This window comes from Psychrobacter sp. NPDC064578 (assembly GCF_044901245.1).
GTDB lineage: Bacteria > Pseudomonadota > Gammaproteobacteria > Pseudomonadales > Moraxellaceae > Psychrobacter > Psychrobacter cibarius_C.
Map to the genome: position 1 here is coordinate 213,452 of NZ_JBJDPI010000005.1, position 24,890 is coordinate 238,341.

Genomic DNA, 24,890 nt, shown 5'->3' on the forward strand with positions numbered 1-24,890 from the left:
TTAGGGACAAGTGTCTGATTGGTTTATTTCGCTATCAATCCTATCTCGCGTGCTTCTTTGAGCCAGCTTGGAAACTCCTCCAGCATATTTTCATACAAGGCTTCTTCGCTAATGTCGTCCAAATCATCTAGTTCAAAAAAGTCGCAATTATCAATCACGCGCCCTGCCATGTCGTCTAGTTTTTTTAGGATGCCATAACCACGACCACCCAAGCCCACAAACTGCCAAAATATCGGTAGTTTCGCCGCTTCCGTCATGACTCTCGTGATACCGCGATTGTCATTCACTCCGCCATCACTGATAAATAGCACGTAGACAGGCACATCCAAGCCGTCTTTTTGATAAAACTCCGTCACGGCTTTCATGACTTCTGCTTCGTTGTTGATACGCGGGCCAAGTGCCCATTTGCGCCAGCCGCCATGAGCGTTGTCAATGAAACCGTCATAGTTGCTCAGTCCAATCTCGCCCAAATACTGCGGGTCTCGGGCAAACGCCCAGCAGTCTAGCGCTTGGTCGTCATCGAAGCTCACTGCCAATGGCAATATGCGGTTGACCACCTCTTGCACGCGGCCTTTTTTGTACTGTCTGTTCATTGAGCCTGAGGCATCTAACACCAACGCCACTTTTGCGGTTAATTGTTGCAATTGGCGTTTCTCAAGCGATATCGTGGCTTTTTTGGCCAGATTGACCAGTTTTGGCGCTTTGTCTAGCATGACCTTCTCTAATGACGGTTTTGCTTTAACTGGCGTGACGGTCGCCTCTACTGCTTGTGGGCTGCCCTCTTCTACATCGCCACCGAAATGCTGCACGATGGCGGCAAGTCCACCATTAAAGCCTTGCGCGACGTTGGATACTCGCCAAACGCCACTTTTACGGTAAAGTTGCATCAGCATACTGGCTTGCTGCTGGGCAAAGTCTGCTGCTTGATATTCTGCCTGTACTTTTTGTGACTGCTGCCAAATGCCAATCTCTAACGATTGAATTTGATTCAGCGGGGTGTCGGCTGATAACACAAAAAACAAGCTGTCTATATCCGTAGCCAGTTTGGATAAATTCACCTCAAACTCGGCTTGGATGCCTTTACTCGCCGTTGGCTGTGACTCGTAATGGGTGAGCTTGATTTGCCCGCATGGTGAGGTTGGCTGATTATAAAACACCATGTAATCATCATTGATCAGCTTGCCCGCTGCGTCTAAGGCAAAGCAACTGATGTCCATCTCTATTGGGCTTTGACGAGTGAACTTGAGCGTGATGGGTGCGGTATCGTCAATAGCAAGATTGCTTAAAGGCGAGCGTTGTCCGACGGTGAGATGGTTCATGGTGTTCCTTACGTTAGCGTGTTATTCCTTTAGAGATAATAGACTAATTGCTGGCAATAAAAAACCGCCATAGTGTTTGCTGCGGCGATTTTTTAACTCTAGAACTATTGTTAATTTTTTCAGAGTTCTAAGGTTAAGGGTAAGTTGTAAATTAGCTGTAAATATATAATTATGAAAATATTTCAAACATCATAATAAATATAGTCATAAATCTCATCTAAAGTAAATAGAATATAGTAGGCAACGTTAGAACCACCAATTGAAAGTGTATTATAATATCTATTTGTATGGTCATCATAAATATTACATAAGCGTTTGTCAAAAGTAATACAAACCTTAGTCTTCATATTTAGTATGTCATTTTCTTTTGAAAAATCAAATACTATATTTTCATAGAAATAACTGAAATCTACTACTTTGAAGTCTTTATGAGTTATTTGATTCTCAGGACTAATAAGTAAATAGTCATAAATCTCATGTTTTTTTAAGAAGCTCTTAACTGATTTTTCTATATATTTTTTGATCTTAATATCTTTTAAATTAGATTTAAAATCTATAATATAGTCACTTCGAAATTCTTTTTTACTCATAGAGGTATACACTCTGGACTTTATCAAAATTCAACATACATACTTCAATTTCATCAATCTCGCTATAGATATCAATTACTGATTCAGTAGTTTTATAGGAAGGTAGTATAAATTGGCTTTTTATCTTCTTATCTTTGCAGTAGGCATTATTTTTTAAGCAGAACTCATATGTTAGTTGCTTTACTACGTTTGATTTTAAATCTTTAGAAGATTTATCAAAGAAACTTATTGGCAGATATTTCCAATCTATACAATATATGTCATGATTAGACTCTTTTCTAATAGTATCTTCTACAATACCATTCCATTCTAATAAGAAGTCTTTTTCCGTTATTCCATTAAAATGATATAGTTTAGAATTTACTTTCTTTACTGCTAAGCTATGATATTTTTTAGATATTCCTTTTCTAGGGTTTCTATGACTCATACCTTGAAATTTATTTATTATATAGTCAAAAACTTTATTCTGAAACTCATAGCTTGGAACATCATCATATACTTTCTTATGATTCAGTCTAACTTTTATAAGACTATTCATGAGCAAGTTTTTCGATTTTTCAAATTCGTATGAAATAATGCCATTATCAATTAATGACTTTATAATTGAATTATTGCTCTTATGAAAAATAAGGTCAGGTCTCATCCATCTTTCGTTTTTATTGAATTTGATATTGAAATTATTGTCAAAATTACTATCTATTAGTATATTAAAACCGCCGAAATTTTCTCTTTTTAAATTATCAACTTTATTTTCCAATCTGAGAGCAGAGTCACAATATAGTATTTTATCCTTTTCAATATTTTTAATAAAAAATGAATTACACATATCCTCCCATATTTGATAAAAATTATTAATACCCCAAAATCCTTGCCCTTCATTTTCGTCAAATTCTAGGCTACCATATAAGAAGTTTTCTACGGCCTCATATACAATCCAATAGGAATTATTTTTATATGAAGTATTTCTATGAGTTATATCCAAACGATCTTTAAGTATTTTTATTGTAGACTCATAATTATTTTCATTAAATAAACTTTGCTCGCTAGTTAGATATTGATAAGAGAAATTATATGAAATATCCTTTACTTTTTCGTCAACTTCGTATTCTAACTCGACTAAAACCTCATTATAAATATAACAATATATCTCAATAATCTCGCTTGGTATACTATGTATAGCATTTCTTGTACCATGCATAAAATCAATTATGATACTATTGTTCTTTAAAAACACTCCATTATTAACTAGATTATCTATATCCGAATAATCTATATCCTCTAACAAACCAACCTCCTGAATTAAAGCATCTAAATCCAATAGGTTCTGAACAGACATTATCTTATCAATCATGTCAATCTTACTATACATTATAATTTCATTATTATTTGTATCAGTAAACCGATAGGAATTATTTCTATCCGTGTTCATGTTGTCTTTCGATTGTGGCTTATAATCAGAGATATTATATAAATTTTTTCTACTTTTTATGAACTTTTTAAAAGTTTTGTACATGCTGAAAAATATTTTTTTAATATTTTCGTAGTTTATATCGAAATCATCGAAACCTCTCGGTAGATTAAAAATCATTTCTTGAGTACAGCTATCTTTCCTTATTCCGACGAATGAGCCATAATTACGATTTTCAGACTCATTGCCTTTGATTACCTTCAGCTCATTGAAGTTAAACATTAGGTTTCTCAATCTCTTTAATAAAATCATCTACTCTTTCTGCAAAATCTCCAAACGTTACAAGATCATCTTTATTTTTAATATTTAAAAGTTCCAAAAGGGGTTTTTTATCTCTTGTAAAAACACTATCCCAAATAAAGAACATGAGTTTAGTTTGGATGCTAGACTTGAGTATCACCTCATCTTTTATAAAATACTTTCCAACTTGCTTATCTTCTATTCCTCTAATATAGTTGTGATTAGATTTAATAAAATTATTTAATTTTGTTATAAATCTATCCCAATCGGTTCTATTGCTAAAAGCTACTCCTGAGACTTTTATCGAGTTTGAGTCAATATTGATAAACTCCCAATCCCAACGTCTTTTAAAAGCGGTGTCCATATAATATATGGAACTATCTGACGTATTCATAGTAGCAACAATGGAAAGGTTCGGTGGAATCCTTATTGTTTTATTAATTAAATCAAAATTTAGGAATGATATTTTTTCTTGCAACGTTTCTAATTTTTTTACGCCATCGTACGGCCTTAATTTGTACTCATCAATCTCTTGATTTTTGTCATATGAGAACGTGAAACCTATAAGCTCAAGTAGCTTGAAAAACATTACACCATTGATATTGGTGTTATAGTTTGACCAACCCTCATCGTCTCTATCAAGAAGTTGAAAGACTGAGCCAAAAATAGATGATGAATTACCTCTGTTAATTTCATCGATTACCAATACAACATTTTCTACTTCTGTATCTTCTATTCTATCACCTTGTTTATTATACACCTTGAGGATATTCTTATATGCTTGACTTAGGGCTCTTAAAAAGTGTCCTTCATAAAAATTGTATTCTACTTGACCTGATTTGGTCATTGGTAGCAACTTTCCCATAAAGTCACCATGGGTATATTCTGGATGAAAAACAGCTTTTACTACGTTCTCAGGATTCTTATCAATATTAATTTTCAATTCATTAGGTATAATTTCTTTATCAATCATATGACTCTTGCCAGTACCAGGACTGCCAAATATAATTTTTTGAATAGGTTTAGAACTCATGGTATTTTCTCTAAATTGCATAGTAATATTTTTAAGAATAAGGTGTATATTAATAGACCTCTTGCATAAGTCATTGCAGCCCTCATAACTCCGATAGTGGAAGTCAATAAACTGGTACTTTTGCCAAGAGATCTAATGTATCATAAACTTTTGTTTTGCTCTATGCGTATAAACTAACTAATAGAGTAGACGCAAAATAAAAAATGGAGCTACTATCTAGGTAATGCTACAACGCTTTCAACTGTTCCATCTGCGCCGTCATCGCCGTCAACTGCCCCTCTAACTCAGCCAGTTTCGCTTTCTCTGCTTCTACCACTTCCGCAGGTGCTTTACTCACAAAGCCTTCATTACCTAGCTTACGCGCGATACCTTCGGATTGACCTTTCAACTTATCATATGACTTACCTAAGCGTGCTAGCTCAGCCGTTGGATCGATCAGACCTTTCATCGGTACGAGTACCCGTAGCTGACCGACCATACTTGATGATGATAGCGGCACCTCATCACCTTCTTTGACAATCTCCAAGCTCTCGACTTTGGCAAGCGCTTTGAACTGGTTTTTGATACGTGATAGACGCGCATCTTCATCAGCAGAGATATTTTGTAGTAGCACTGGCAGACGTACGGCATTGCCCAGTTTCATCTCACCACGGATGTTACGGACGCTAGCGATTAGCTCCTGTAGCCACGCCATATCCGCCTCAACTTGCTCACTGATTTGTGCGGCATCCGTTTTTGGATAATCAGCGACCACGATGCTGTCGGTATTCTTGCGACCTAATAGTGGCGCAACCGTCTGCCAGATTTGCTCGGTCAGATACGGCATGATTGGATGGCTAAAGCGTAGTGCTGTCTCTAGCACATGCAGCAATACATAGCGGATTTGCGCTTTGCGCTCGTCCGATACCGAGTCATCATTTAGACTGGCTTTGGCAAGCTCAACGTACCAATCACAGTACTCATTCCAGATGAACTCATAGATATCTTGGCTGACCATATCGAGACGATACTGAGCGAAATGCTGATGAATATCGGCAACGGTAGAGTTCAGACGACTCATGATCCATTGTTCTGGCAATTCCCAAACGTCAGGGTTCGCCACTTGATCGATAGGCTTGGCAGCACCTTCGCTATCGACACAGTTCATGAGTACAAAACGGCTGGCGTTCCAGATTTTATTACAGAAGTTACGATAGCCCTCGACACGCTTTAGATCAAAGTTAATATCGCGACCGGTACTGGCTAAGGACGTGAAGGTAAAGCGCAGTGCATCTGTACCAAAGGCTGGGATGCCTTCTGGGAACTCTTTACGCGTTTGCTTTTCGATTTTGGCCGCGTCTTTTGGATTCATCATATTGCTGGTACGTTTTTCTACCAGCGCTTCTAGATCAATACCATCGATTAGGTCAATCGGATCTAAGACGTTACCTTTCGATTTTGACATCTTTTGACCATTGCCATCACGTACCAGACCATGCACATAAACGGTCTTAAACGGTACTTGCGGCGTGCCATCTTCGTTTTTCACGAAGTGCATGGTCATCATGATCATGCGGGCAACCCAAAAGAAGATAATGTCAAAACCTGTCACCAACACGCTGGTCGGGTGAAAGGTGTCCATCACGCGTGGATCGGCGTTGACGTCTGCCCAGTCAAGCGTACTAAACGTCCATAGACCTGAGCTAAACCACGTATCGAGCACATCATTATCTTGGCGCAATACGATATCGTCACTGAGACTGTACTTGCTACGCACTTCCGCTTCGTCACGGGCGACATAGATTTCACCCGTCGCATCGTCATACCATGCAGGGATACGATGTCCCCACCAGAGTTGACGGCTGATACACCAATCTTGCAGATCAGTCATCCACGACATATACATGTTTTTGTACTGCGCAGGGACGAACTCGATGCTACCGTCTTCTACCGCGTCAATCGCAGGCTTGGCAAGCTCTTTAACCGCGACATACCACTGATCGGTCAACCACGGCTCAACGATCGTGCCGCCACGCTCAGCACGTGGGGCTTTTAGTGCGTAGTCTTCGATATCTTCTAGCCAGCCCTGCTCGCCTGCTTGCTCAACGAGGAACTTACGAGCGGCAAAACGCTCAAGTCCTGCATACTCGCTTGGCGTGGTCTCTAGCTCTGGCTCACGCGTCTGCAAGTCAGGATAAACTTCCATCGATGCTAAGATATTGGCGCGCTCATCAAGGATGTTAATCAATGGCAAGCTATGACGACGACCCAACTCATAATCGTTGAAATCGTGCGCTGGGGTGATTTTTACGCAGCCCGTACCGAAGTCTTTTTCGACATAATCATCAGCGACGATAGGCACGACACGACCCGTAATTGGCAAGGTAATGGTTTTGCCGACTAAATGTGCATAACGCTCATCGCTAGGATTGACCGCGACAGCCGTATCACCAAGCAATGTCTCAGGACGCGTGGTGGCTACCACAAGATAATTTTTACCATCTTGGGTGGTTAGGTCTTTATCCGTGAAATGATAGCGGAAATGCCACAAACTGCCTTTTTCGTCGTGGTTTTCAACTTCTAAATCAGACAGCGCGGTTTGGAACTTAGGATCCCAGTTCACCAAACGCTTACCACGATAGATAAGGCCATCGTCGAATAGGCGTACGAACACTTCTTTTACCGCGTTAGACAGACCATCATCCATGGTAAAACGCTCACGTGACCAATCAACCGAGCTGCCCAAACGGCGAATTTGGCTGGTGATATTGCCGCCCGACTCTTCTTTCCATTCCCACACTTTATCGACGAAGTCTTCACGCGTCATATCACGGCGTTTGAGTCCTTGTGCTTCGAGGCGACGTTCAACGACCATTTGGGTCGCGATACCAGCATGATCTGTACCCGGTTGCCAAAGCGTATTGTCACCATCCATGCGATGATAACGCGTGAGCGCATCCATAATCGCGTTGTTAAATCCATGACCCATATGCAGAGAGCCGGTGACGTTCGGCGGTGGTAGTGCGATAGAAAATGACTCTTCTTTGTCAAACGTCGGCTTAAAATAGCCGCTTTCTTCCCAGCCTTGATACATGCCTGCTTCGACTTCCGCAGGATTGTACGCATTCTCTAACTGGCTTAAGGCCGCTTGAATAGATGTAGTGAGGTTGTGGTTACTCATAATGGCATTATCTTTTATTGATTGAATGTGATTAAAGCGAATATAAAAATTAGGAAAATCATGAATAGAGTGATTTTAACGCAGATGGCCAGATTTTGTTAGATGCTAAGGCAATTTATCAGACTTGCAGAGTGGCATTGCCCCATTAATAAGCGCAAAAGCCCATAAAGGCCCTCAATCGAATGAGAATCCCACAAAATAAGTGCTAGTGATGTTATAAAATATGGGTCATGCTATGAGATATATTTTATAACATCACTAGCATATAAATGGCGTCTTTATCCTAAAATCATGATCTTATAAACAGCGAGCCGACCGTGTCCAAAGATACCGAGCACACCTATAACAATAGCAGCCACTCTCAAGCTGATGAATCTGACGCTAATGAAATAGACGATAAGCGCTTGATTGATGATAGCGTTTATCAATCATCTACTGCTGAAGATAAAGACGTTAGCAAAACTGAGATGTCAGATGATACCGAGGCGACAGAAAGTTTAGAAGACGGAGATTTCTCTGAAGATATGAGCGAAGAAGATAAAGAAACCATCAAAAAAGTCGCCAATGATGATAACTTGAGTCAAGCAAAAAGCTATGCCAGTATCTTGGTTGAGCAAGTGATGGATGCCAAAGAAACCTTTGAGCGCTCGCTTGGCTCGCTATTTACCAGTGCTTTTACCGCTGGGCTTGAGATTGGCATTAGCTTCTTTATGATTTTATCAGCTTTTGCGCTGTTGAGTGGCGTACTACCAAGCCAATACGCAATCGTGCTCGCCTCCCTACTTTACCCAATTGGCTTTATCATCGTCGTCATTGGTCAGTCGCTATTATTCACCGAACAAACCTCATTATTAAGCCTACCTGTGCTTAACAAGATTGAACCGTTGCATAAATTGCTACGCCTTTGGGGCATTGTCATCGCTGGCAACATCGTTGGCGGCTGTTTGTTTGCCGCATTGATGATAGGGTTGGGTTTAAATATGCAGCTGTTTAGCGTGAGCGACATCGACACTTATGCCGAACACATTTTAGGGTTTAGGTGGTGGGTCATATTTGGTAGCGCCATCTTAGCAGGTTGGATGATGGGCGTCACCGCTTGGCTTGTGACCTCAGCGCGCGACACCCTTAGCCGCATCGTTTTGGTAACGCTTATTACTGGCAGTATTGGTTTTTTAGGATTGCATCACAGTATCGTGGGCAACATTGAGATTTTTTCTGCTTTGCTATACGGCAATACCGTCAGCTTGGGGCGTTATTTACTGTTTTTAGTAGTGATATTGGTGGGCAATACCGTCGGCGGCGTGGTGTTTGTGGCGGTACTCAAAAACCGTACTTTCTTATTTCAAATTGAAAAAGTGAAAGAACAAACGGCTAGTGAACAAGCGGAAGCTAGAAGCAGTGTAAATACCCGCCGACTTTGATTGGTTAATGCTAAATGCTAAACGCTATAAATAGATAATTCACCTATTACCCATAACAAGGTTCAATATTTAAACCTGTTATGGGATTTCAGTATCTACAGCATACGTGCTGCCAACACGCTATTTTCTATTTCAGATTTTCTCAGCTTATCGTGTTGAGCGCTAAATATACGCACCAAAATCCCCGCGCTTAAGAACATCACCAAGGTATAAATGGCTGGCATCATCGACATGTCGTAGTTAGATAATAACGTCAATGCCATAAATATCGACAAGGTACTGTTTTGTAGACCGACTTCTAGCGTCACCGAGGTTCTTTGCGACCAGTTGAGACCGAACCATTTACTACTATAATAACCGAGCGCCATGGTTGAGAGATTTAATAATACCGATACGGGACCCGTAGCGATAAAGGCGTCGACAATGATATCGCGTTGCACATAGCCCAAAAATAGCACTAAAAACGTTAAAAATATCACCCCAAATCGAGACACATAAACTTGTGAGCGATCGGCAACGGTTGGTGCATAGCGTTTAATCAGCATACCGACACTAATAGGCACTATCGTCAGCACCACCAAAGTCAGCATCGTTTTTACTACTGGTAACTCAAACTCACTACCGCTGCCCATAAAATAAATCAATGAAAAGCTCAGCACAATGGGAATGGTAAAGACGGTAATCACGCTCGCAATCGCGGTCATCGTCACCGACAGCGCCACATCGCCTTTGGCTAAATAGGTAAATAAGTTTGAGGTAGTGCCACCCGGACACAGTACGAGGAGCATAACCCCGACGGCATACTCTGGGCGTAATGGCATGATATTGGCTAACGCAAAGCCAATGATAGGTAACAGTATCAACTGATTGGTCAAGCCAATGCCGACTGCTTTTGGATATTTTAAAACCCGTTTAAAATCGTTGGTGACGAGGGTCAGCCCCATGCCCATCATGATTAAAAACAGACAAATAGGAATGATAACTGAATTGACTAACGTGACTATGGCAAGACCTTCCATAACTACATCCTTGTAGATAAGAGCTGTTTATAGGTTCATTTTATAGATGAATTTTATAGACCGAGTATGCTGATTAAATGACGCCTGATTAGCAATCCTTGCTAAGGCGTATCCTCATAATCAATAGCCGTTAAACACCGACAATCAATTAAAAAAACAGCAAAAAATAAGACAGGGTAAAAGCAAGTATATAGGGGTAAAGTCGCCCTTATTTGCTTTATTCAACGACTCATCAGTCAAATATGGTTTTTGGATTTAGAGAACGATGAAATATCATTGAACAGCAGCCTTCAATCACCACCACCTGAATCACCGCTACTTGAGTCGCTGCTGCCTGAATCACTACTGCCTGAATCACTACTGCCTGAATCACTACCATCGCTATCGTCAAGATTATCCTGATCCCAAGAAGAATCCAAAGAAACTGGCGAATTGTCGCGGCTTCCAAACCAACTAGCGACTTTTATGAGGATATAAAAGATTATAAATCCAGCGATAATCTGTAGAAGAAGCATGGTTTATTCTTTATAAATAACAGGTGAGGTAAGTAAGAAACGGTATAGATGAGGGACAATCAAAACGCATGACTAGCATTCAATCGTAGATATTGATTACATTAATTCTGAGTGATTCATTGCGCTTTAGAGTTACTCACGGCTGTTCACTGCAGTGCCATAAGCGATGGCTTCAACCATACTGCCCAATTGATTGATATTGCTGACTTCTAGACGTAAGCCGTAGATATGGTTATAGCCTTTGGCTTGTGCTTCGGTACGCATACGTACAAGAGCCTCGCGGCGGGCACGGTCGAGTAAGGTCTCATAAGTGGTCAAGTTTTTGCCAAAGATACTCAATACCCGAGCGATAATCATTTTGAAATAATCTTGGGCAATAACCACGCTACCAAGTACCAGCTCGCCCTCAGTATTGGCAACAAGTTTCGGCACATAAAAGCGCTCGCTTGAGACCATAATATGGCTTAATTCTTGCTCTGCAATGCTTAACTGCGCGAGATGTTGGCGCTCATGACGCGACCCAAAGAACCAACCAGCAGCGAATAGTAAAATAAACGGTGCGTAATTGATAAGCATTTGGGTAAGGGAATTATTCATGGCACGTCTCTTGTCATAAACTTATCATAAAAAAGCATCGATGCTTTAAGATTTGGTTAGCTAACCAAAAGGGTTGAAACGTGGCAAGTCATCGGTCGCTGTCGGTGCAGAATTTTGTAGATTTGGCTGTTGACCAGACTGATGATGAGAGTCGCTTGGTGGGGTTTGGTAGACTTGCTGCGGCATCGGTATGGCTTTGACAGCGGTGCCATAGACAAACAATTCAGAAGCTCCCTGCGCGATGCTAGAGGTCGAAAAACGTAACCCCACCACCGCATCTGCACCCAAAGCCTCTGCTTTGACAATCATCCGATCGATCGCCTCTTGGCGTGACTCTTCTAACAGCTCGGTATAAGCCGTTAACTCACCACCGACGATATTTTTTAGTCCAGCAAACAAGTCTTTGCCGACGTGTTTTGAGCGTACTGTACTGCCGTACACCACATCTAAACGCTCGGTGATTTGGTAGTTGGGCAAATGCTCAAGATTGGAGAGTTGCACAGTCATAATACGACCTTATCGGTGACGTTATATAGACAGCGTCAACTTGGATATAGACCAAACCACGCTGTCCCTATATTGATAAAAAAGGCTAATCGTTGGTATGGAACAATAAAAATAACTCGGTCAAATTGCCTTCGATGCTATTGGCCATTTGTGCCAGCTTGTCTTCATCTTTACGCATCTCTGCAAGCTCTGGATCTTCATCATCGATACCGCTTAGCAAAATCATTGGTAAGGTCAAGACAGCCACATCTTCAGCCGTCTCTTCATCTTCAAACCAATCACTGGCTTCATCGCCATACATCGCATCGACAAAGCCAATTGACCAAGCAACGATATCTGATTCATCTGAAAAATCAACAGCCACTTCTTCATCACCCGCATCTTCGCCAAACGGTAGCTCAATAGGCGTCTCGTTTTTTAGCTCAGCGATAATAGAATCGCGCCAGCGCTGAATACCGTCGATGACGTTTTCTGGGATTTCACTAACATGACCTTCAAACAGTGCATCCAGCCAATTCGGTAATGGACGCCCAATAACTGTCGCTGTCAAAAAACCATGCGCGGCGACACTATCAAGCACAAATGGGCTCTCTTGATTGTCCAAATAGTCTAGTAATTCATCGAAGCTTAGTTGGTTACTCATGATGTAATTGTCCTTGAAAGATAGAGTGCGGCAGTCGCCATAAATGATCGGTTAAGTGCAGAATAGTGGATAATTTGAAGGTAAAAATGGTTTCGGCAAAGCACCCAAACCATCTTTATAAAATAAGAATAACTGCATAGAGCGGGTTGCGAGCAACCGTCAAAAAGTAACGATCGCGATATCATTAGCATTACACTGTCAGCTAATATGCCGTTATTAAAAGGCTTTAGTCGGCTTAAATGACTGAGCACTTTCACATTAGGCTATGACTTAAGTTTAAAAACTAAAGATCGTCATCATCCCAATCATCGCCATCTTCATCGAAATTGTCTATATCGTCTAGATCATCCTTTAGCTCTTTGGCCAAACGCTTTTCTTCTAGCAAATTATCGATCAGTCGACGCTTCTCAAGACTACTTAAGCGCGTACGCACGCTCGTCTCGGCCTCTTCTACCATCTTTGCATCATCATCGTCGACAAAATCATCATCAAAATCGTCGTCAATATCAGCGTCACTCATGACAAACTCCTATCATTTTTAGCAAGGGTATTAAGAATACATTAATATATATATGCCTTATAAAGTCTCTACTTCACGTTGTCAATGCTTTTTATTATTACCGCCCTATTTTTAGGCTATATAAAGATAACGACAGAGACAATATCTCAGACAATTGTATAGTAATCAGCGAATATAAGTAGCATTAAATAGCCGACTCATCTGCGCTTTCAATCATCAATACCGCATTGCGCACATCTGCTAAGCGTTGGATCATCGAATCATTACCACCATCGAACACCGCACATTCACGCTCATAAACAGTGGTTGGGCGCATGATACTCTGTACCTGCACATGGTGGCTGATTTGCTTAAGACCTGCATTGGGTAACAAAATCAGCATTTGCTCTTTTTTGCCGACGCTGTGTAATAATTGTGTCATTGCTTGCGCCTGTGCATCATCGCTGACACCTGCTTTAGCAGGAAGGGCAAAGCGGCTTAGCTCAATGTGCTTGTCATGGATGATTTTGTTGAGCATCAAATACAGCTTGCCCAGCATCACGCCTGCTAACGCCACTTTGGCATGGCTATTGTCCGCCTTTAACAACACACTAGCACCCGTGTCATCGAAACGCGGCTCGTTCATCGCGCTGACACCCAACAACAATGGCTGCTTAAGTAACTCGGTCACCGCTTGGTTTAATAGCTGCGTACATAATGCCAAATAAGGTAAACGCTGAGCCGGTGCCAGACGCTCAAGCATATTGAACTCGTCATGGAACACAATCTGCACTCTCACACTGTCAAATGAGCGGGTGGCAGACAACCGAGAGGCGCTACCAGATTTAGGAGCACGGCTTATCTCATCTTGGGCAGCACCATTTGCTGCATCATGCTCCGCTCGCTCTTCAGTCGTACTATCGATAGGCTGACTATCAGAGCCAGTGGTATCAGTCGCCGCTTGATTCTGTTGCGTTCTTAAGTACTGGTTTACTTCACTATGTACATCCAATTTGTGTGCATTGGTTGGCTGACTGTCCGTTGCACTCTCTACAGAATGCTCCGAAGTTTCTCTATCCGTATCCGTGGCACGGCGTTCAAACTCCCGATCATAACTGCGCTGATCGATTTGCATATACTGCTCACGATGCAAATCTTGAATATCGCGGCTAAGCGCGTTAATTTGCTCTTTGGTTGGACGGGCAAGGTAACCATAAACCAGCCAAAGCAACAAATGCAGCAGCATCGTACCGATGACGAACGGCCATTGCATAGCGATAATCTCGCCTTTGCTAATATCTTTTAACGTCAACGACACACTGCCAATCACCGAATCGCCATTGGTAGCAATCTGACGAATGGTATCACCTTGCTGCATGGGCGCATTGCCAACAGGCACCAAGATGTCGTCGTTATTGTCTTTAATCAATATGCGCGTCACGTCTTGCTCGCTGGTATAGCGATTGGCAATGACACTTAAGCTGACACGGTCTTTATTTTCTAAAGATAACCTTGCTTCATCAATCAGCTGGGCGACCATCTGCTCGCCTTTTAACGCACGACTTTTGCTCAGCTGTTGATCGGTGCTGATGACCAATAACAACGTCTGCAAACAAAAACTAACCAGAAGAATAATGGCAAACAACCCTTGCCGCGGCGCTAAATACGTCATGATATGGTAAACTTTTTTGGATAAGAGAAATTAAAAAAACAAGGCTATCCCTCATTTTTTGGCGAATTTAAAAAAACTATAATAGTGCGTATCTTAACAAGTATGTATTAAATTTAAGTACCATAACCCAACACCTCTGTTGTTGCCTAAAATAGCATTTACAACAAGATTTGGTTACTTAAAAACTGCTGTCTCAAATACTAATACTCAGGATAATCTACTGCACATTTGGTAAGCGGCGACTGCGATCATTGTTGTGAATATCATCATGAATACAGTCCGCTTATCTTATCTACTATATCACCATAATAAGTCTTATAGCGTTAGTAGATTTATAAATTTATCATAATAATCACATTCAATTTCAAATGATTTTTCAACGATCGCTGCCATCTTTAATCGACGGTGATACTTTGCGCGTCATCTATAGGCGCTGCTGAGTAAAGCTGCTATTATTCCCAATCTTATATGAGCATACAAGGGACCATTGAGCCATGCCACACAATACATCTTACTCGTTACCAAAAGACAGCAAAGCATGGCAACAAGCCGTTGACTCTATTGCGTCACTGTTACCAGATAACACGAACTTACAAGATTTTGATGCGCTACAGTCCCTGCCAGTTTTTGCTCTTATTGTTGTGCTACCGACCAAAATATCGACGCTTGATATCCACCAGTATGTGCAATCATGGGTCGATGAACAGCCAAGCTGGCATTTGGTCACCGTCGCTGAAGATACTGATGCCAGTTTTGTCAATATTACCGTTTCTGATACAGAGCCAACGGCAGCAAACGCACAGCGCTTGCCTTTTACTCAAGCACAAGTGTTCCGCTATTTGTTGGTACCAGTCACTGATACGCTCATGCATCCTGGCAAAAAGACCGCAGCAGCTCACATCATTGATGATCAGCTGACCACGCGCTTGCGTCATGACTTGACCGAAGCTTATAACGATAGTCATCAAGCGAGCAGTACTGAACGCTTGGATATTGTCGATTGCCATATTTTATCAGTCGGTCATATGCTACGTACCCACAAACTTGCCTGCTTTGATATGGATTCCACCTTAATCGAGCAAGAAGTTATCGTTGAGTTGGCAAAAACAGCGGGCATCGGCGAAGAAGTCGAAGCCATTACGGAAGCGGCAATGCGCGGTGAGATGGATTTTGATGAGTCTTTTGCCCAGCGTGTGGCGTTACTAAAAGGCATCTCGACCGATGTACTAGATGATATCTGCAGCCGCCTAACGCTATCAATGGGTGCTCGAACTACCATCAGTGCACTAAAGGCTTTGGGCTACCATACCGTACTGGTATCAGGCGGCTTTACCTACTTTGCGCGCTATATCGCTGAGCAATTAGGCATTGACGAAGTTCACGCCAACGCCTTAGATATCGACGAAGGGGAAGTCACTGGTCACGTACAGTTGCCCATCGTCAATGGTGCCAAAAAAGCGTCTATCGTTGAGCATACTGCTGAACGTTTAGGCATCGAAATGTCACAAGTGGTCTGTATCGGTGACGGTGCCAATGATTTACCGATGATGGCCATTGCAGACCTAGGCGTCGCCTATCACGCCAAGCCCATTGTGCAAGCACGTGCTGATGCCGCCATCAATGTCACAGGGCTTGAAGGCATACTTTATGCCCTTGGTTATCCAGCACTTGCGCCTGCTGAGTAACGACTACACTTGCAATACCATACCATGGAGCTAGGTTAGTGTTTTTAACATTAATCTGGCTTTTATGTCTTATTACATTGCGACATTCAATTTTCGCATCACTGTCCTAGCATACTTAGCGGCATCGCATTAACTTTCACTGTGTTTTTAAATAAAAAAGGATTGTCCATGACGGCATCACCATCACCGCGGCAAAATGAGCCGTCAGCGCCACAACCACTGGATAAGAGCAGCACTGCTGCATCCTCCAATAGTCCAAAGCAACTATTTGGGGTTTATATCAGAGGAATGGCGATGGGAGCAGCGGATATCGTACCGGGTGTCTCTGGTGGCACCATTGCGCTGATTGCTGGTATTTATGAGCGCTTGATTAACGCCCTGAGTAGCATCGGCCCCAATCTCTGGCAGATATTTCGACAGGAAGGTGGAATCAAAGGTTTGGTTGCGGTGTGGCGACAAGTTGATGCCACTTTTTTGTTATTTTTGTTATTGGGAATCGCCACCAGTTTTGCTACTTTAGCCGGTATTATCAAACACCTATTAGATAATCAACCGTTATTTATTTGGTCGTTCTTTTTTGGACTGGTTGTCGCAACGGTATTTATATTATTGAGTGAGATTCAGCGTTGGAATATAGGGCGGGCAGCACTATTCGTGACTGGTCTTGTTGCCGCTGTGGTCATTAGCAGCTTACCATTACTCACGACCACACCAAGCTTGCCTTATTTGTTTTTTGCTGGCGCAGTCGCTATTTGTGCCATGATACTGCCCGGCATATCTGGGTCTTTTATCTTATTACTATTAGGTGCTTATGACGCAGTATTAGAAGCCGTACATAGCCTTAACTTTACGATAATCTTCACGGTCATTGCGGGTATGGCAACGGGATTGTTATTATTTACTCGCGCACTTAAATGGCTATTGTCTCGCTACTATCAGGCAACTTTGGCCTTGCTCACAGGTTTTATCGCAGGCTCGCTTGTGAAAGTATGGCCATGGAAAGTAGATGCTTTAGGCACGCTTAATAGTGACGCGATCAACAACGTGATGCCATGGCAATATCCTACTGGTCCACATTGGCTAACCACTGTAGGACTGATGCTGCTAGGCGCGATTTTAGTCTCACTATTGTCTTGGTGGGGCACTCGTAGCAATCGCGCTTAACCCTACCTTAAACCTGCATCAGTCTCTTTTTAAAACCCAAAAACCCTCCTATACACTCTTAATAATAAGCGCCCATCCTTGCGGCGCTTATGCTTAAACCTTGCCATACAAAACCATCAAAATGTGCTAAAAAACCAAACGTCAACGGTTGTCGCAAAGTCGCCTATCCCCTCTTTAGCTTTGTTCCCCAAACTTTCATAATGACCCTATTGGAATTCACCTTATGAATAGCGAGATGAATGATGTTACTGACTATATTTTCAGTTATTGGTATAGAAACGTGGAGCACGGCGGCACTGCTTGGTTATAGCTTGCTGGCAGGCTTGATTTTAGCGCTTGCCTTATCCTCACAGCGCTGGCTGCTCTGGTATCTATTTGGTGGTATGGCATATTGGCTAGCGGTTGAGGCGATTCAAAGCATTGTGGCGGGTCGTCCCATGCTATCAGAGCTGTCAGAATGGCACAGCTATATCATCGCCATGGGTATCAGTTGGTTGCCTTTAGCGGGCTGGGTGCTGTATCGGGCACTACGTTACGAGGATGTCAGTCAATCCGTTCAGCAGCAGCGTCAATTGCAAGCGGCACGCTATATCGAGCATACGCCTGTTTATGATGACGACTACCAACCGCGCTTCCACTGATATAGTCGCACTTATATCAACGAGCGACGCTGTTAGGTTGGCTCATTTTCTGTTTGCAGTACTTTCACTTGCCTTTTATATAGCCTGTATTACATTATCTTTATCCGACTGTATCTCGTCCAAAGATTACGATTAACCTGCCATCACATTCGCTCAATCTAGCATAGGTAGTGCGAGCATTCATTTTCGTTGCTATTCTCTTTTCTACTGTCATTTTTATAAATATTAACAACTGGTTTTAATCAAGATGAGGTCATTGGATGTTACAAGATACTTAACGCTCTCTACGTAACTCCTAAAGAATAGCAACCTCTCTATCGTTTATAATCTAGTTATATATTTGTCACAAAAATTGTTATAAAGTACGCATTATTTTGCGTCTCATTCTTTAGGAGTTCGATTATGTTTACTGTTCCTGTATTAGATATTAAATCTGATCCGTTAGATGTGCTATTGGCTGTGATTGGCTATCGTTTGTCCATGCTTGCTGATAGTGATAACGAAGATGTGAAAGCACTATTCGCTGATCGCAATGTTACGATTGAGCTTGCCAGCACTGAAGCGGATATCGCCCGTTATTTTGTCTTTGATAATGGTAGCTTCAGCCAATACAGTGGTCATGCTGAAAAAGCAGACCTCACCATCAATTTCAAGGATTCGATGACAGGTGTTAAGCTTTTGACCAAAGGCAATCTTCCTGCCTTTATGACTGCTGTACAAGAAGGCAACCTCAGCATCGAAGGCGATTACAGCCTAATGATGTGGTTCAATAAGCTTGCTAAGCATATCGTGCCAGCTGTTCCAGAAGAATGTAAACCTTATATCCAAAAAGCCAAGCCTTATGCTTATAAAGCACAAAAACTTGCCAACCATTGGATTGGGGTTGCTAAGCATAAACTTGGTAAATCATAACGTAAATAGATCGACGTAAATGAAGAAAACAGATCACGATTATTTAGCGCTCAGATACTTTACTCTTTCGCAGTGTTCTGATTTTCTAAAAAGGTCGCGGTATACTATATCGCAGCCTTTTTTATTATCTAAAATTTTATGGCTTTATACACAACTCTTTTAACCACTATTCTCTTCAAAATGATTGTTTCAAAAACTATTATAAAAGGAATTATATGATGGCAGGATTACTTAACATCTCAGAGCCTAATGCCAGTAGCCCCACTGACACGTTCAATAATAAAAATAACAGCCACAGCGGCTTGAACAATGACTTTTTAAACAACTTAACAACGGATGCCACCGCCAGCCAACAAATGACCCGTAAGCATAACCGCGAAGAAATCGCCGAACTGTTTGATTTGCCTTTAATGGATTTGTTGTTGCAAGCGCAAACGATACATCGGGCGCACTTCACTGCCAATGAAGTACAAATCAGTACTTTGTTGTCGATCAAAACAGGTAACTGCCCCGAAGATTGTGGCTATTGCTCACAGTCAGGTCACCACCGCGACACGACTAAATTACAAGCAGAGAAGCGCATAGAGGTCGATAAAGTTGTTGCTGCGGCCAAACGTGCCAAAGCCAGTGGCTCGTCACGCTTTTGTATGGGTGCAGCATGGAAACATCCAAGCGCCAAAGACATGCCCTATGTGGTTGAGCTGATTAAAGAAGTCAAGGCCTTGGGACTTGAAACCTGTATGACCCTTGGTATGCTAGATACCAATCAAGCGACTCAACTGGCGGATGCTGGATTAGACTACTATAATCATAACCTAGATACCTCTCGCAGTTATTATGAGCAAGTTGTCAGCACACGCAGCTATGACGAACGCTTAGATACGATAGACAATGTGCGCAACTCAGGTATCAATGTCTGTAGTGGCAATATCGTCGGTATGGGTGAAAGCCGTGACGACCGTATCGATTGGGTACATGAGCTGCTAAAAATGCCCAAAGCACCAGAGTCAATTCCGGTCAACTTGCTTGTGCCCATTAAAGGCACACCAATTGGCGACAAAGTATTGGCAGAAGGTCAACTGTCAGTGATTGAATGGATTCGTACTATTGCCGTAGCACGTATTTGCTGCCCGACCAGCTATGTGCGTTTGTCTGCTGGCCGCGAAAGCTTGTCCGACTCTGAACAAGCCTTGGCCTTTATGGCAGGTGCCAACTCATTCTTTTATGGCGATAAACTGCTGACTACTGGCAATGCAAGCCAATCAGGCGATGACAGACTCATGCGTGAGCTTGGTCTAACAAAGCAATTTGCCGCGCCAAGAGCACCCAAAGTATTGCCTGTGATGGATGCGATGAGTGGTCATCAATCGCAAGTGGTGATGGCAGAGTAGCGTTTTTTATCGCTACCATTATTGGATAATCTGCGCTAAGCTTGCCGACATTATTGATGATAAAATATTAAATCGTAAGAGAGAATGTGATGGCAGATTATTTCAATTGGATTAAAGCGGCGCATATTATATCGATGGTCTGCTGGTTTGCTGCGATATTTTATTTGCCACGCTTATTTGTCTATCATGCGATGAGTGACGACAGAATCAGCCACGAACGCTTTGCTATTATGGAGCGCAAGCTCTATCGCGGTATTATGACGCCGTCGATGATAGCAACATGGATCTTCGGTCTATGGATGTTGGGGCTAGGTTGGGAGGTGTATAAAACCCAAGGCTGGTTACACGTCAAGCTATTATTAGTGGTGCTACTCTCTGGCTATCACGGTGTTTGTGGACTTTATCGTAAAAAGCTAATGGATAATCCGCATTATAAGACGCATAAATTTTGGCGCTGGTTTAACGAAGTACCAGTGTTTGCATTGGTCATTATCGTCATCTTAGTAGTAGTAAAGCCCTTCTGAAATTCAGTAAATATGCCCATCACTGATTTTTAGATCTGAACACCTCTAAACTAAAAGCGTCCGTTACTTTAATAAGTAACGGACGCTTTTTTTAGGACATCATAAATATGACACCTTAAACACTAGGTAGGGCGCATGATTTGATAGACATTACTCAAATCATAAACACGATAACGCGCAGGTTCGCGGCGGTTTTCGCCCGCATAGCTGAGGATCAGCGCTTGCTTTGCGCGCTCATCAACCCAGCCGACAAACAGTCCACTATGCTCGACGCCATTGTAGCCATGATTGATATAATAGAGCCAATCCCCAACTTCAATCTCGCCACTATTGGCATACGGACCTTGACCATAAGTACCTTTATGAATGGTATCGCGTGTCACCCCAGCGCGTTTAAACACGGCATTGAGATAGTCCCAGCAGCCACCTTGAATGATCGCACGCTCGTTCAGCGCCATCTTGCGGGCGGTGCTAACCACTTCACGGGCGGCCAAACTACTCTGCATCTCCGCACTGCTCAGTAACGGTAAATACTCGCTATCGACATTATCATAATTACCCGATAAAAAAGCGGGCATCACTGCTGGCGCTTGACGCGCTACTTCAGGATAACGATAGGATGTCTGAATCACTGGTGGAGTACTGGCAGAATTTGAGCGATAGGTTCTTGCACGTTGAATGGTAGAACGTGTACTGACTTTCGCAGAGGGCACCGCTGAGTATGAAGGTGAAGCATAATCAGACTGGACGGACTTTTGGGCAATGAGTGCGCTCATACTATCTGCCTGAGCTTGACTGACGACGCCAAAAGATAATAAAAATAAGCTACACGACGCTGAAACCAACGATATGGGCAAACACGACATGGGCTAACTCCTTGCCAATAAAATATAAATCATCGCATAAATGACAATCGAACATTGCAGGCTTACTTATAAACTATTTCGCTAGGCGTCTGCAAGCTTTGTGAATACATTTTCAAACCCAAATGCATTATAAGAAAACCTTAAGACCGCCTTACTATTAAAATTTAGTTGAGTTATTATTCACCCAAACGATAAAAAACTTAGGAAATAGCGTGTTATCGATTAAAAAACTGATTATTGTTTGTATTTTTATACCCACTTCTATGGTTCATGCCAATGAAGAGTGCGTCAAACCGTCAGTGAATGGTGCTACCTACGTAGGCTGTTTACGCGAAGATAAATTAACGGTGGCAACGCTTGATAACACCTTATGGGCTTTAGTCAATGAAAAAGGGGCGCTGTTAACAGACTATGCGTTCGACAATTTTATTGATATTAATGACACGCTATTGGGGGTGGCTAGTGGCAGTAAAAAAGGTATCATCAACAAACAAGGAAAACAGATTTTACCGACCGTTTATGATGGCATTACGCTCTATGACAATCACTACTTTCGTCTAAATCAAGACGGAAAGTATGGAGTGGCTAATCCTCTTGGAAACATCGTATTGCCCTTGGAGTATGATTGGGTTGACAGTCTAGATAATGACCACAATCACAATCGAGCTTTGATTTCAAAACAGGAGAAAAAAGGGTTAATTGACGAAAAAGGTCATATTGTCTTACCTGCAAAATACGACCGATTATTTTGTTGTAGAGAGCCTTATTACGGCAAAGTTGCTATAGGTAACCGATATGGTCTAACCAACGAACTAGGAAATCTACTGAGCCCAATTGAGTATCAAGAGATTAAAACGTTTTCGCATCGTCCTATGATGCTAAAAGCAAAGAAGGAGGACAAATGGGGGCTCATAGATTTAAAAGGCAATATTCTACATCCCTTTGAGTTCGACCAACTACCTAGCTTCTATCCCGATGAGGTTGGAATAGAAACATTCAAAAAGGATGGCAAGGTTGGCTTTATTAATAACGAAGGTAAGATTGTATCGTCAGCCAACTACAATAACATCTCCGTTTTTGACGATAAAAAATACGAATTAAAAAACGACAATCTTTACGGCCTTGCCAACTCCGCGGGTCAACTTATCGCTCCAGTTGAATACGCTGATATTAGTACCGCCGATGAACAAGATTTGAGAGTGGTTGAAAAAAACAAAAAATACGGTCTCATTAATGGTGCTGGCGAAATAATTTTAGCAGTAGAATACGATAAATTGGGATATCCAGATGATGAATCAGGTGTTCGAACGATCAGGAAAGAGGACAAGTACGGGCTTATCGATCGCCACGGCAGCATCCTGATACCTCCTGAATATGATATGCTAATTTGCTGTTATGCAAATGGCTATGGCTCTATCGCAAAAGGCCACAATCAAGGAGTCATTGATTCGTCTGGGAAGATATATTTGTCTGATGACTATGATTATGAAGGCGTCTCACTCAATGGGCTATTTTTAGTGGCACGTGATAATCTACAAGGTTTGGCTAATAAAGAAGAACAGCTCATGACTCCTATCGTATATGAAGATATATCTCCATTTAGTGATGGCCTATCAGCAGTTCAAAAAGACGGCAAATGGGGATATATAAATACTGCTGGAACGCTGGTCATTAAAAACATTTATAAGCGTGCACAAGCATTTCATGACGGTATTGCGGTTGTCAAAATAGACAATAAAAACTGGTTTATTGATAAACAAGGTCGTAAGGTTTTACCGCTACCCTTTGACAGGATTACTTATAATAATCCTAATCGCTATAGGGTCAGTAAAAACGATAAGACTGGCATGATAGATGTGAAAGGCAACGTGCTGATACCGCCCATGTACAATAGACTGATGCAAATTGGGGCGCAGACCTACTTTGCGGCAAAACCAAACGCATGGGGTATGATAAGTTCCACCAATAAGACCATAGTGCCTATCAAATACCATGATATAAAAGAGTTTAGTATATTTGATAGTGCAACGACAGATAGTATGACGACCACAATGGTAGGGTTTTCTGACCCAGGAGACTGGCGCCTATATGATGCTCAAGGCAAGCGCCTTCATCCTGATAAGCGGTTCTCTAAAATCACAGCATTAAATAATGACAGCATTGTCGTTCAGTCAGAAGAAAAATGGGGATTAATTGACGCTAAAGGAGAAATCATCATGCCTATAGACTTTGAAGACGAGCCGCTCGATTACGGCTATAAGGATGAATTACACTTTGTAGGCGATAAGCGAGAATTCATTTTCAACAAAAAAACGAAAGAATCTATTCTTATAGAGAAGCTACCTTAATAAATTAAAGCCACAAAATAAAGTAACTCGCTGAGTATTTCAGATATTCGGTGAGGTTCAAGTGATTGCGTTACGTCATTACATATTATGATATCTAAATACCATGCTAGATTTTTAATGCTAGGGCGTATTATCACCCATCTTGATATTCACATGGCGCTTGCCCAATGCTTGACCTTGCAAAATAGCTTTGGCAGCGGTTGCCTCTTGGATACTATCAAAGCCGCTAATATGGTATTTGCGTATACCATCACAATCAACAATCTGTAATTGCTCACCAATAAGCATGACTTTATCACCGTCGGTTAACTGAATATGCTGACGCTTACCTTGACTGTCATGCACCAGCTCACCCGCATGCAGCCACAAGATGCCGCTGCTGATGACACCAGCCATGGCTTTTTTCTGTTGTTGGCGTTTTCGATTAAATATAAAGCTACCAATAATCAGTAGCGCCAATGCCCCTATAGCCAAGCGCTCAGGCAGCAGACTCATTGCCAAAGCAACCGCCACTGCCCCAACCAATAATGCTGAGCCAAACCAAAACATGCCATCATCAGTCGTTTTGGGCTGATCTTGTAGCGTGATTTTGGCACCATCGTCGGTCAGCTTGAGCATGCATGACTACCTGTTACAGAGTAATAAGAAAGTAAAAGTTTAATGAAAATACGATGAG

22 protein-coding genes are annotated in these 24,890 nt (G+C 42.0%); 8 read left to right on the top strand and 14 right to left on the bottom strand.

All coding sequences use genetic code 11. The features are described from left to right. Positions 1-23 precede the first annotated feature (23 nt). The 5 genes from ACI2JM_RS07890 to ACI2JM_RS07910 all read right to left on the bottom strand — a co-directional run bounded on the left by ACI2JM_RS07890 (position 24) and on the right by ACI2JM_RS07910 (position 7,810). Positions 24-1,319 (bottom strand): VWA domain-containing protein, encoded by a 1,296-nt coding sequence (locus ACI2JM_RS07890; protein WP_404643377.1) that lies wholly within the window; start codon positions 1,317-1,319, stop codon positions 24-26. A gap of 182 nt (positions 1,320-1,501) precedes the next feature. Further along, positions 1,502-1,909, bottom strand: a complete 408-nt coding sequence (locus ACI2JM_RS07895) for a hypothetical protein (protein ID WP_404643379.1) — start codon at positions 1,907-1,909, stop codon at positions 1,502-1,504. Then, positions 1,902-3,599, bottom strand: coding sequence for a hypothetical protein (locus ACI2JM_RS07900; protein ID WP_404643381.1), 1,698 nt, complete (start codon positions 3,597-3,599; stop codon positions 1,902-1,904). The genes ACI2JM_RS07895 and ACI2JM_RS07900 overlap by 8 nt, the downstream gene beginning before the upstream one ends. Further along, positions 3,592-4,650 (bottom strand): AAA family ATPase, encoded by a 1,059-nt coding sequence (locus ACI2JM_RS07905; RefSeq protein ID WP_404643383.1) that lies wholly within the window; start codon positions 4,648-4,650, stop codon positions 3,592-3,594. Before ACI2JM_RS07905 ends, ACI2JM_RS07900 begins: the two co-directional genes overlap by 8 nt. A gap of 226 nt (positions 4,651-4,876) precedes the next feature. Beyond that, complete coding sequence (locus ACI2JM_RS07910; protein WP_404643385.1) at positions 4,877-7,810, bottom strand: valine--tRNA ligase; 2,934 nt, start codon at positions 7,808-7,810, stop codon at positions 4,877-4,879. 317 nt (positions 7,811-8,127) lie between these two features. On the opposite strand from ACI2JM_RS07910, the gene ACI2JM_RS07915 reads away from it, so the two are divergent. Further along, positions 8,128-9,231: a formate/nitrite transporter family protein gene (locus tag ACI2JM_RS07915; protein WP_404643387.1), complete on the top strand. Its 1,104-nt coding sequence runs from the start codon at positions 8,128-8,130 to the stop codon at positions 9,229-9,231. A gap of 95 nt (positions 9,232-9,326) precedes the next feature. Here ACI2JM_RS07915 and ACI2JM_RS07920 read toward each other — a convergent pair whose 3' ends face one another. The 7 genes from ACI2JM_RS07920 to ACI2JM_RS07950 form a co-directional block, all read right to left on the bottom strand. Beyond that, the gene (locus ACI2JM_RS07920; protein WP_404643389.1) at positions 9,327-10,250 is read right to left on the bottom strand and encodes a bile acid:sodium symporter family protein; all 924 of its coding nucleotides are present in this window, start codon (positions 10,248-10,250) and stop codon (positions 9,327-9,329) included. A 290-nt stretch (positions 10,251-10,540) separates the two neighbouring features. Beyond that, entirely contained in the window at positions 10,541-10,765 is a 225-nt protein-coding gene (locus ACI2JM_RS07925; RefSeq protein WP_404643391.1) for a hypothetical protein, read from the bottom strand. 132 nt (positions 10,766-10,897) lie between these two features. Then, positions 10,898-11,362 (bottom strand): heavy metal-binding domain-containing protein, encoded by a 465-nt coding sequence (locus ACI2JM_RS07930; RefSeq protein ID WP_055124801.1) that lies wholly within the window; start codon positions 11,360-11,362, stop codon positions 10,898-10,900. A gap of 60 nt (positions 11,363-11,422) precedes the next feature. Continuing rightward, entirely contained in the window at positions 11,423-11,869 is a 447-nt protein-coding gene (locus tag ACI2JM_RS07935; RefSeq protein WP_201582054.1) for a YbjQ family protein, read from the bottom strand. An 85-nt stretch (positions 11,870-11,954) separates the two neighbouring features. After that, positions 11,955-12,512, bottom strand: a complete 558-nt coding sequence (locus ACI2JM_RS07940) for a YecA family protein (protein WP_055124803.1) — start codon at positions 12,510-12,512, stop codon at positions 11,955-11,957. 283 nt (positions 12,513-12,795) lie between these two features. Continuing rightward, entirely contained in the window at positions 12,796-13,032 is a 237-nt protein-coding gene (locus tag ACI2JM_RS07945) for a PA3496 family putative envelope integrity protein (RefSeq protein WP_045443968.1), read from the bottom strand. Positions 13,033-13,216: 184 nt separating this feature from the next. Beyond that, entirely contained in the window at positions 13,217-14,683 is a 1,467-nt protein-coding gene (locus ACI2JM_RS07950) for a hypothetical protein (protein ID WP_404643394.1), read from the bottom strand. A gap of 494 nt (positions 14,684-15,177) precedes the next feature. Between ACI2JM_RS07950 and serB the strand changes: the two genes are divergently transcribed. The 6 genes from serB to hemJ all read left to right on the top strand — a co-directional run bounded on the left by serB (position 15,178) and on the right by hemJ (position 21,000). Then, positions 15,178-16,368: a phosphoserine phosphatase SerB gene (gene serB / locus ACI2JM_RS07955; RefSeq protein WP_404643396.1), complete on the top strand. Its 1,191-nt coding sequence runs from the start codon at positions 15,178-15,180 to the stop codon at positions 16,366-16,368. A 168-nt stretch (positions 16,369-16,536) separates the two neighbouring features. Next, positions 16,537-17,532 (top strand): DUF368 domain-containing protein, encoded by a 996-nt coding sequence (locus ACI2JM_RS07960; RefSeq protein WP_404643398.1) that lies wholly within the window; start codon positions 16,537-16,539, stop codon positions 17,530-17,532. A gap of 239 nt (positions 17,533-17,771) precedes the next feature. Beyond that, positions 17,772-18,173 (top strand): AciT family ciprofloxacin tolerance protein, encoded by a 402-nt coding sequence (gene aciT / locus ACI2JM_RS07965; protein ID WP_227676010.1) that lies wholly within the window; start codon positions 17,772-17,774, stop codon positions 18,171-18,173. A gap of 402 nt (positions 18,174-18,575) precedes the next feature. After that, positions 18,576-19,085, top strand: coding sequence for an SCP2 sterol-binding domain-containing protein (locus ACI2JM_RS07970; RefSeq protein ID WP_404643401.1), 510 nt, complete (start codon positions 18,576-18,578; stop codon positions 19,083-19,085). A gap of 356 nt (positions 19,086-19,441) precedes the next feature. Next, positions 19,442-20,476, top strand: a complete 1,035-nt coding sequence (gene bioB, locus ACI2JM_RS07975) for a biotin synthase BioB (RefSeq protein WP_404643463.1) — start codon at positions 19,442-19,444, stop codon at positions 20,474-20,476. Positions 20,477-20,565: 89 nt separating this feature from the next. Beyond that, a complete protein-coding gene (gene hemJ, locus ACI2JM_RS07980) occupies positions 20,566-21,000 on the top strand; it encodes a protoporphyrinogen oxidase HemJ (RefSeq protein ID WP_404643402.1) in 435 nt (144 codons plus the stop codon). A 122-nt stretch (positions 21,001-21,122) separates the two neighbouring features. Here the strand turns inward: hemJ and ACI2JM_RS07985 are convergent, their stop codons facing one another. Beyond that, on the bottom strand, positions 21,123-21,866 hold the full coding sequence (locus tag ACI2JM_RS07985) for a hypothetical protein (RefSeq protein WP_404643404.1): 744 nt from the start codon (positions 21,864-21,866) through the stop codon (positions 21,123-21,125). Positions 21,867-22,078: 212 nt separating this feature from the next. Here ACI2JM_RS07985 and ACI2JM_RS07990 point away from each other — a divergent pair, with 212 nt between their 5' ends. Next, positions 22,079-24,214, top strand: coding sequence for a WG repeat-containing protein (locus ACI2JM_RS07990; RefSeq protein WP_404643406.1), 2,136 nt, complete (start codon positions 22,079-22,081; stop codon positions 24,212-24,214). Between the two features lie 120 nt (positions 24,215-24,334). Here the strand turns inward: ACI2JM_RS07990 and ACI2JM_RS07995 are convergent, their stop codons facing one another. Beyond that, on the bottom strand, positions 24,335-24,832 hold the full coding sequence (locus ACI2JM_RS07995; protein WP_404643408.1) for a hypothetical protein: 498 nt from the start codon (positions 24,830-24,832) through the stop codon (positions 24,335-24,337). Between the last annotated feature and the right edge of the window lie 58 nt (positions 24,833-24,890).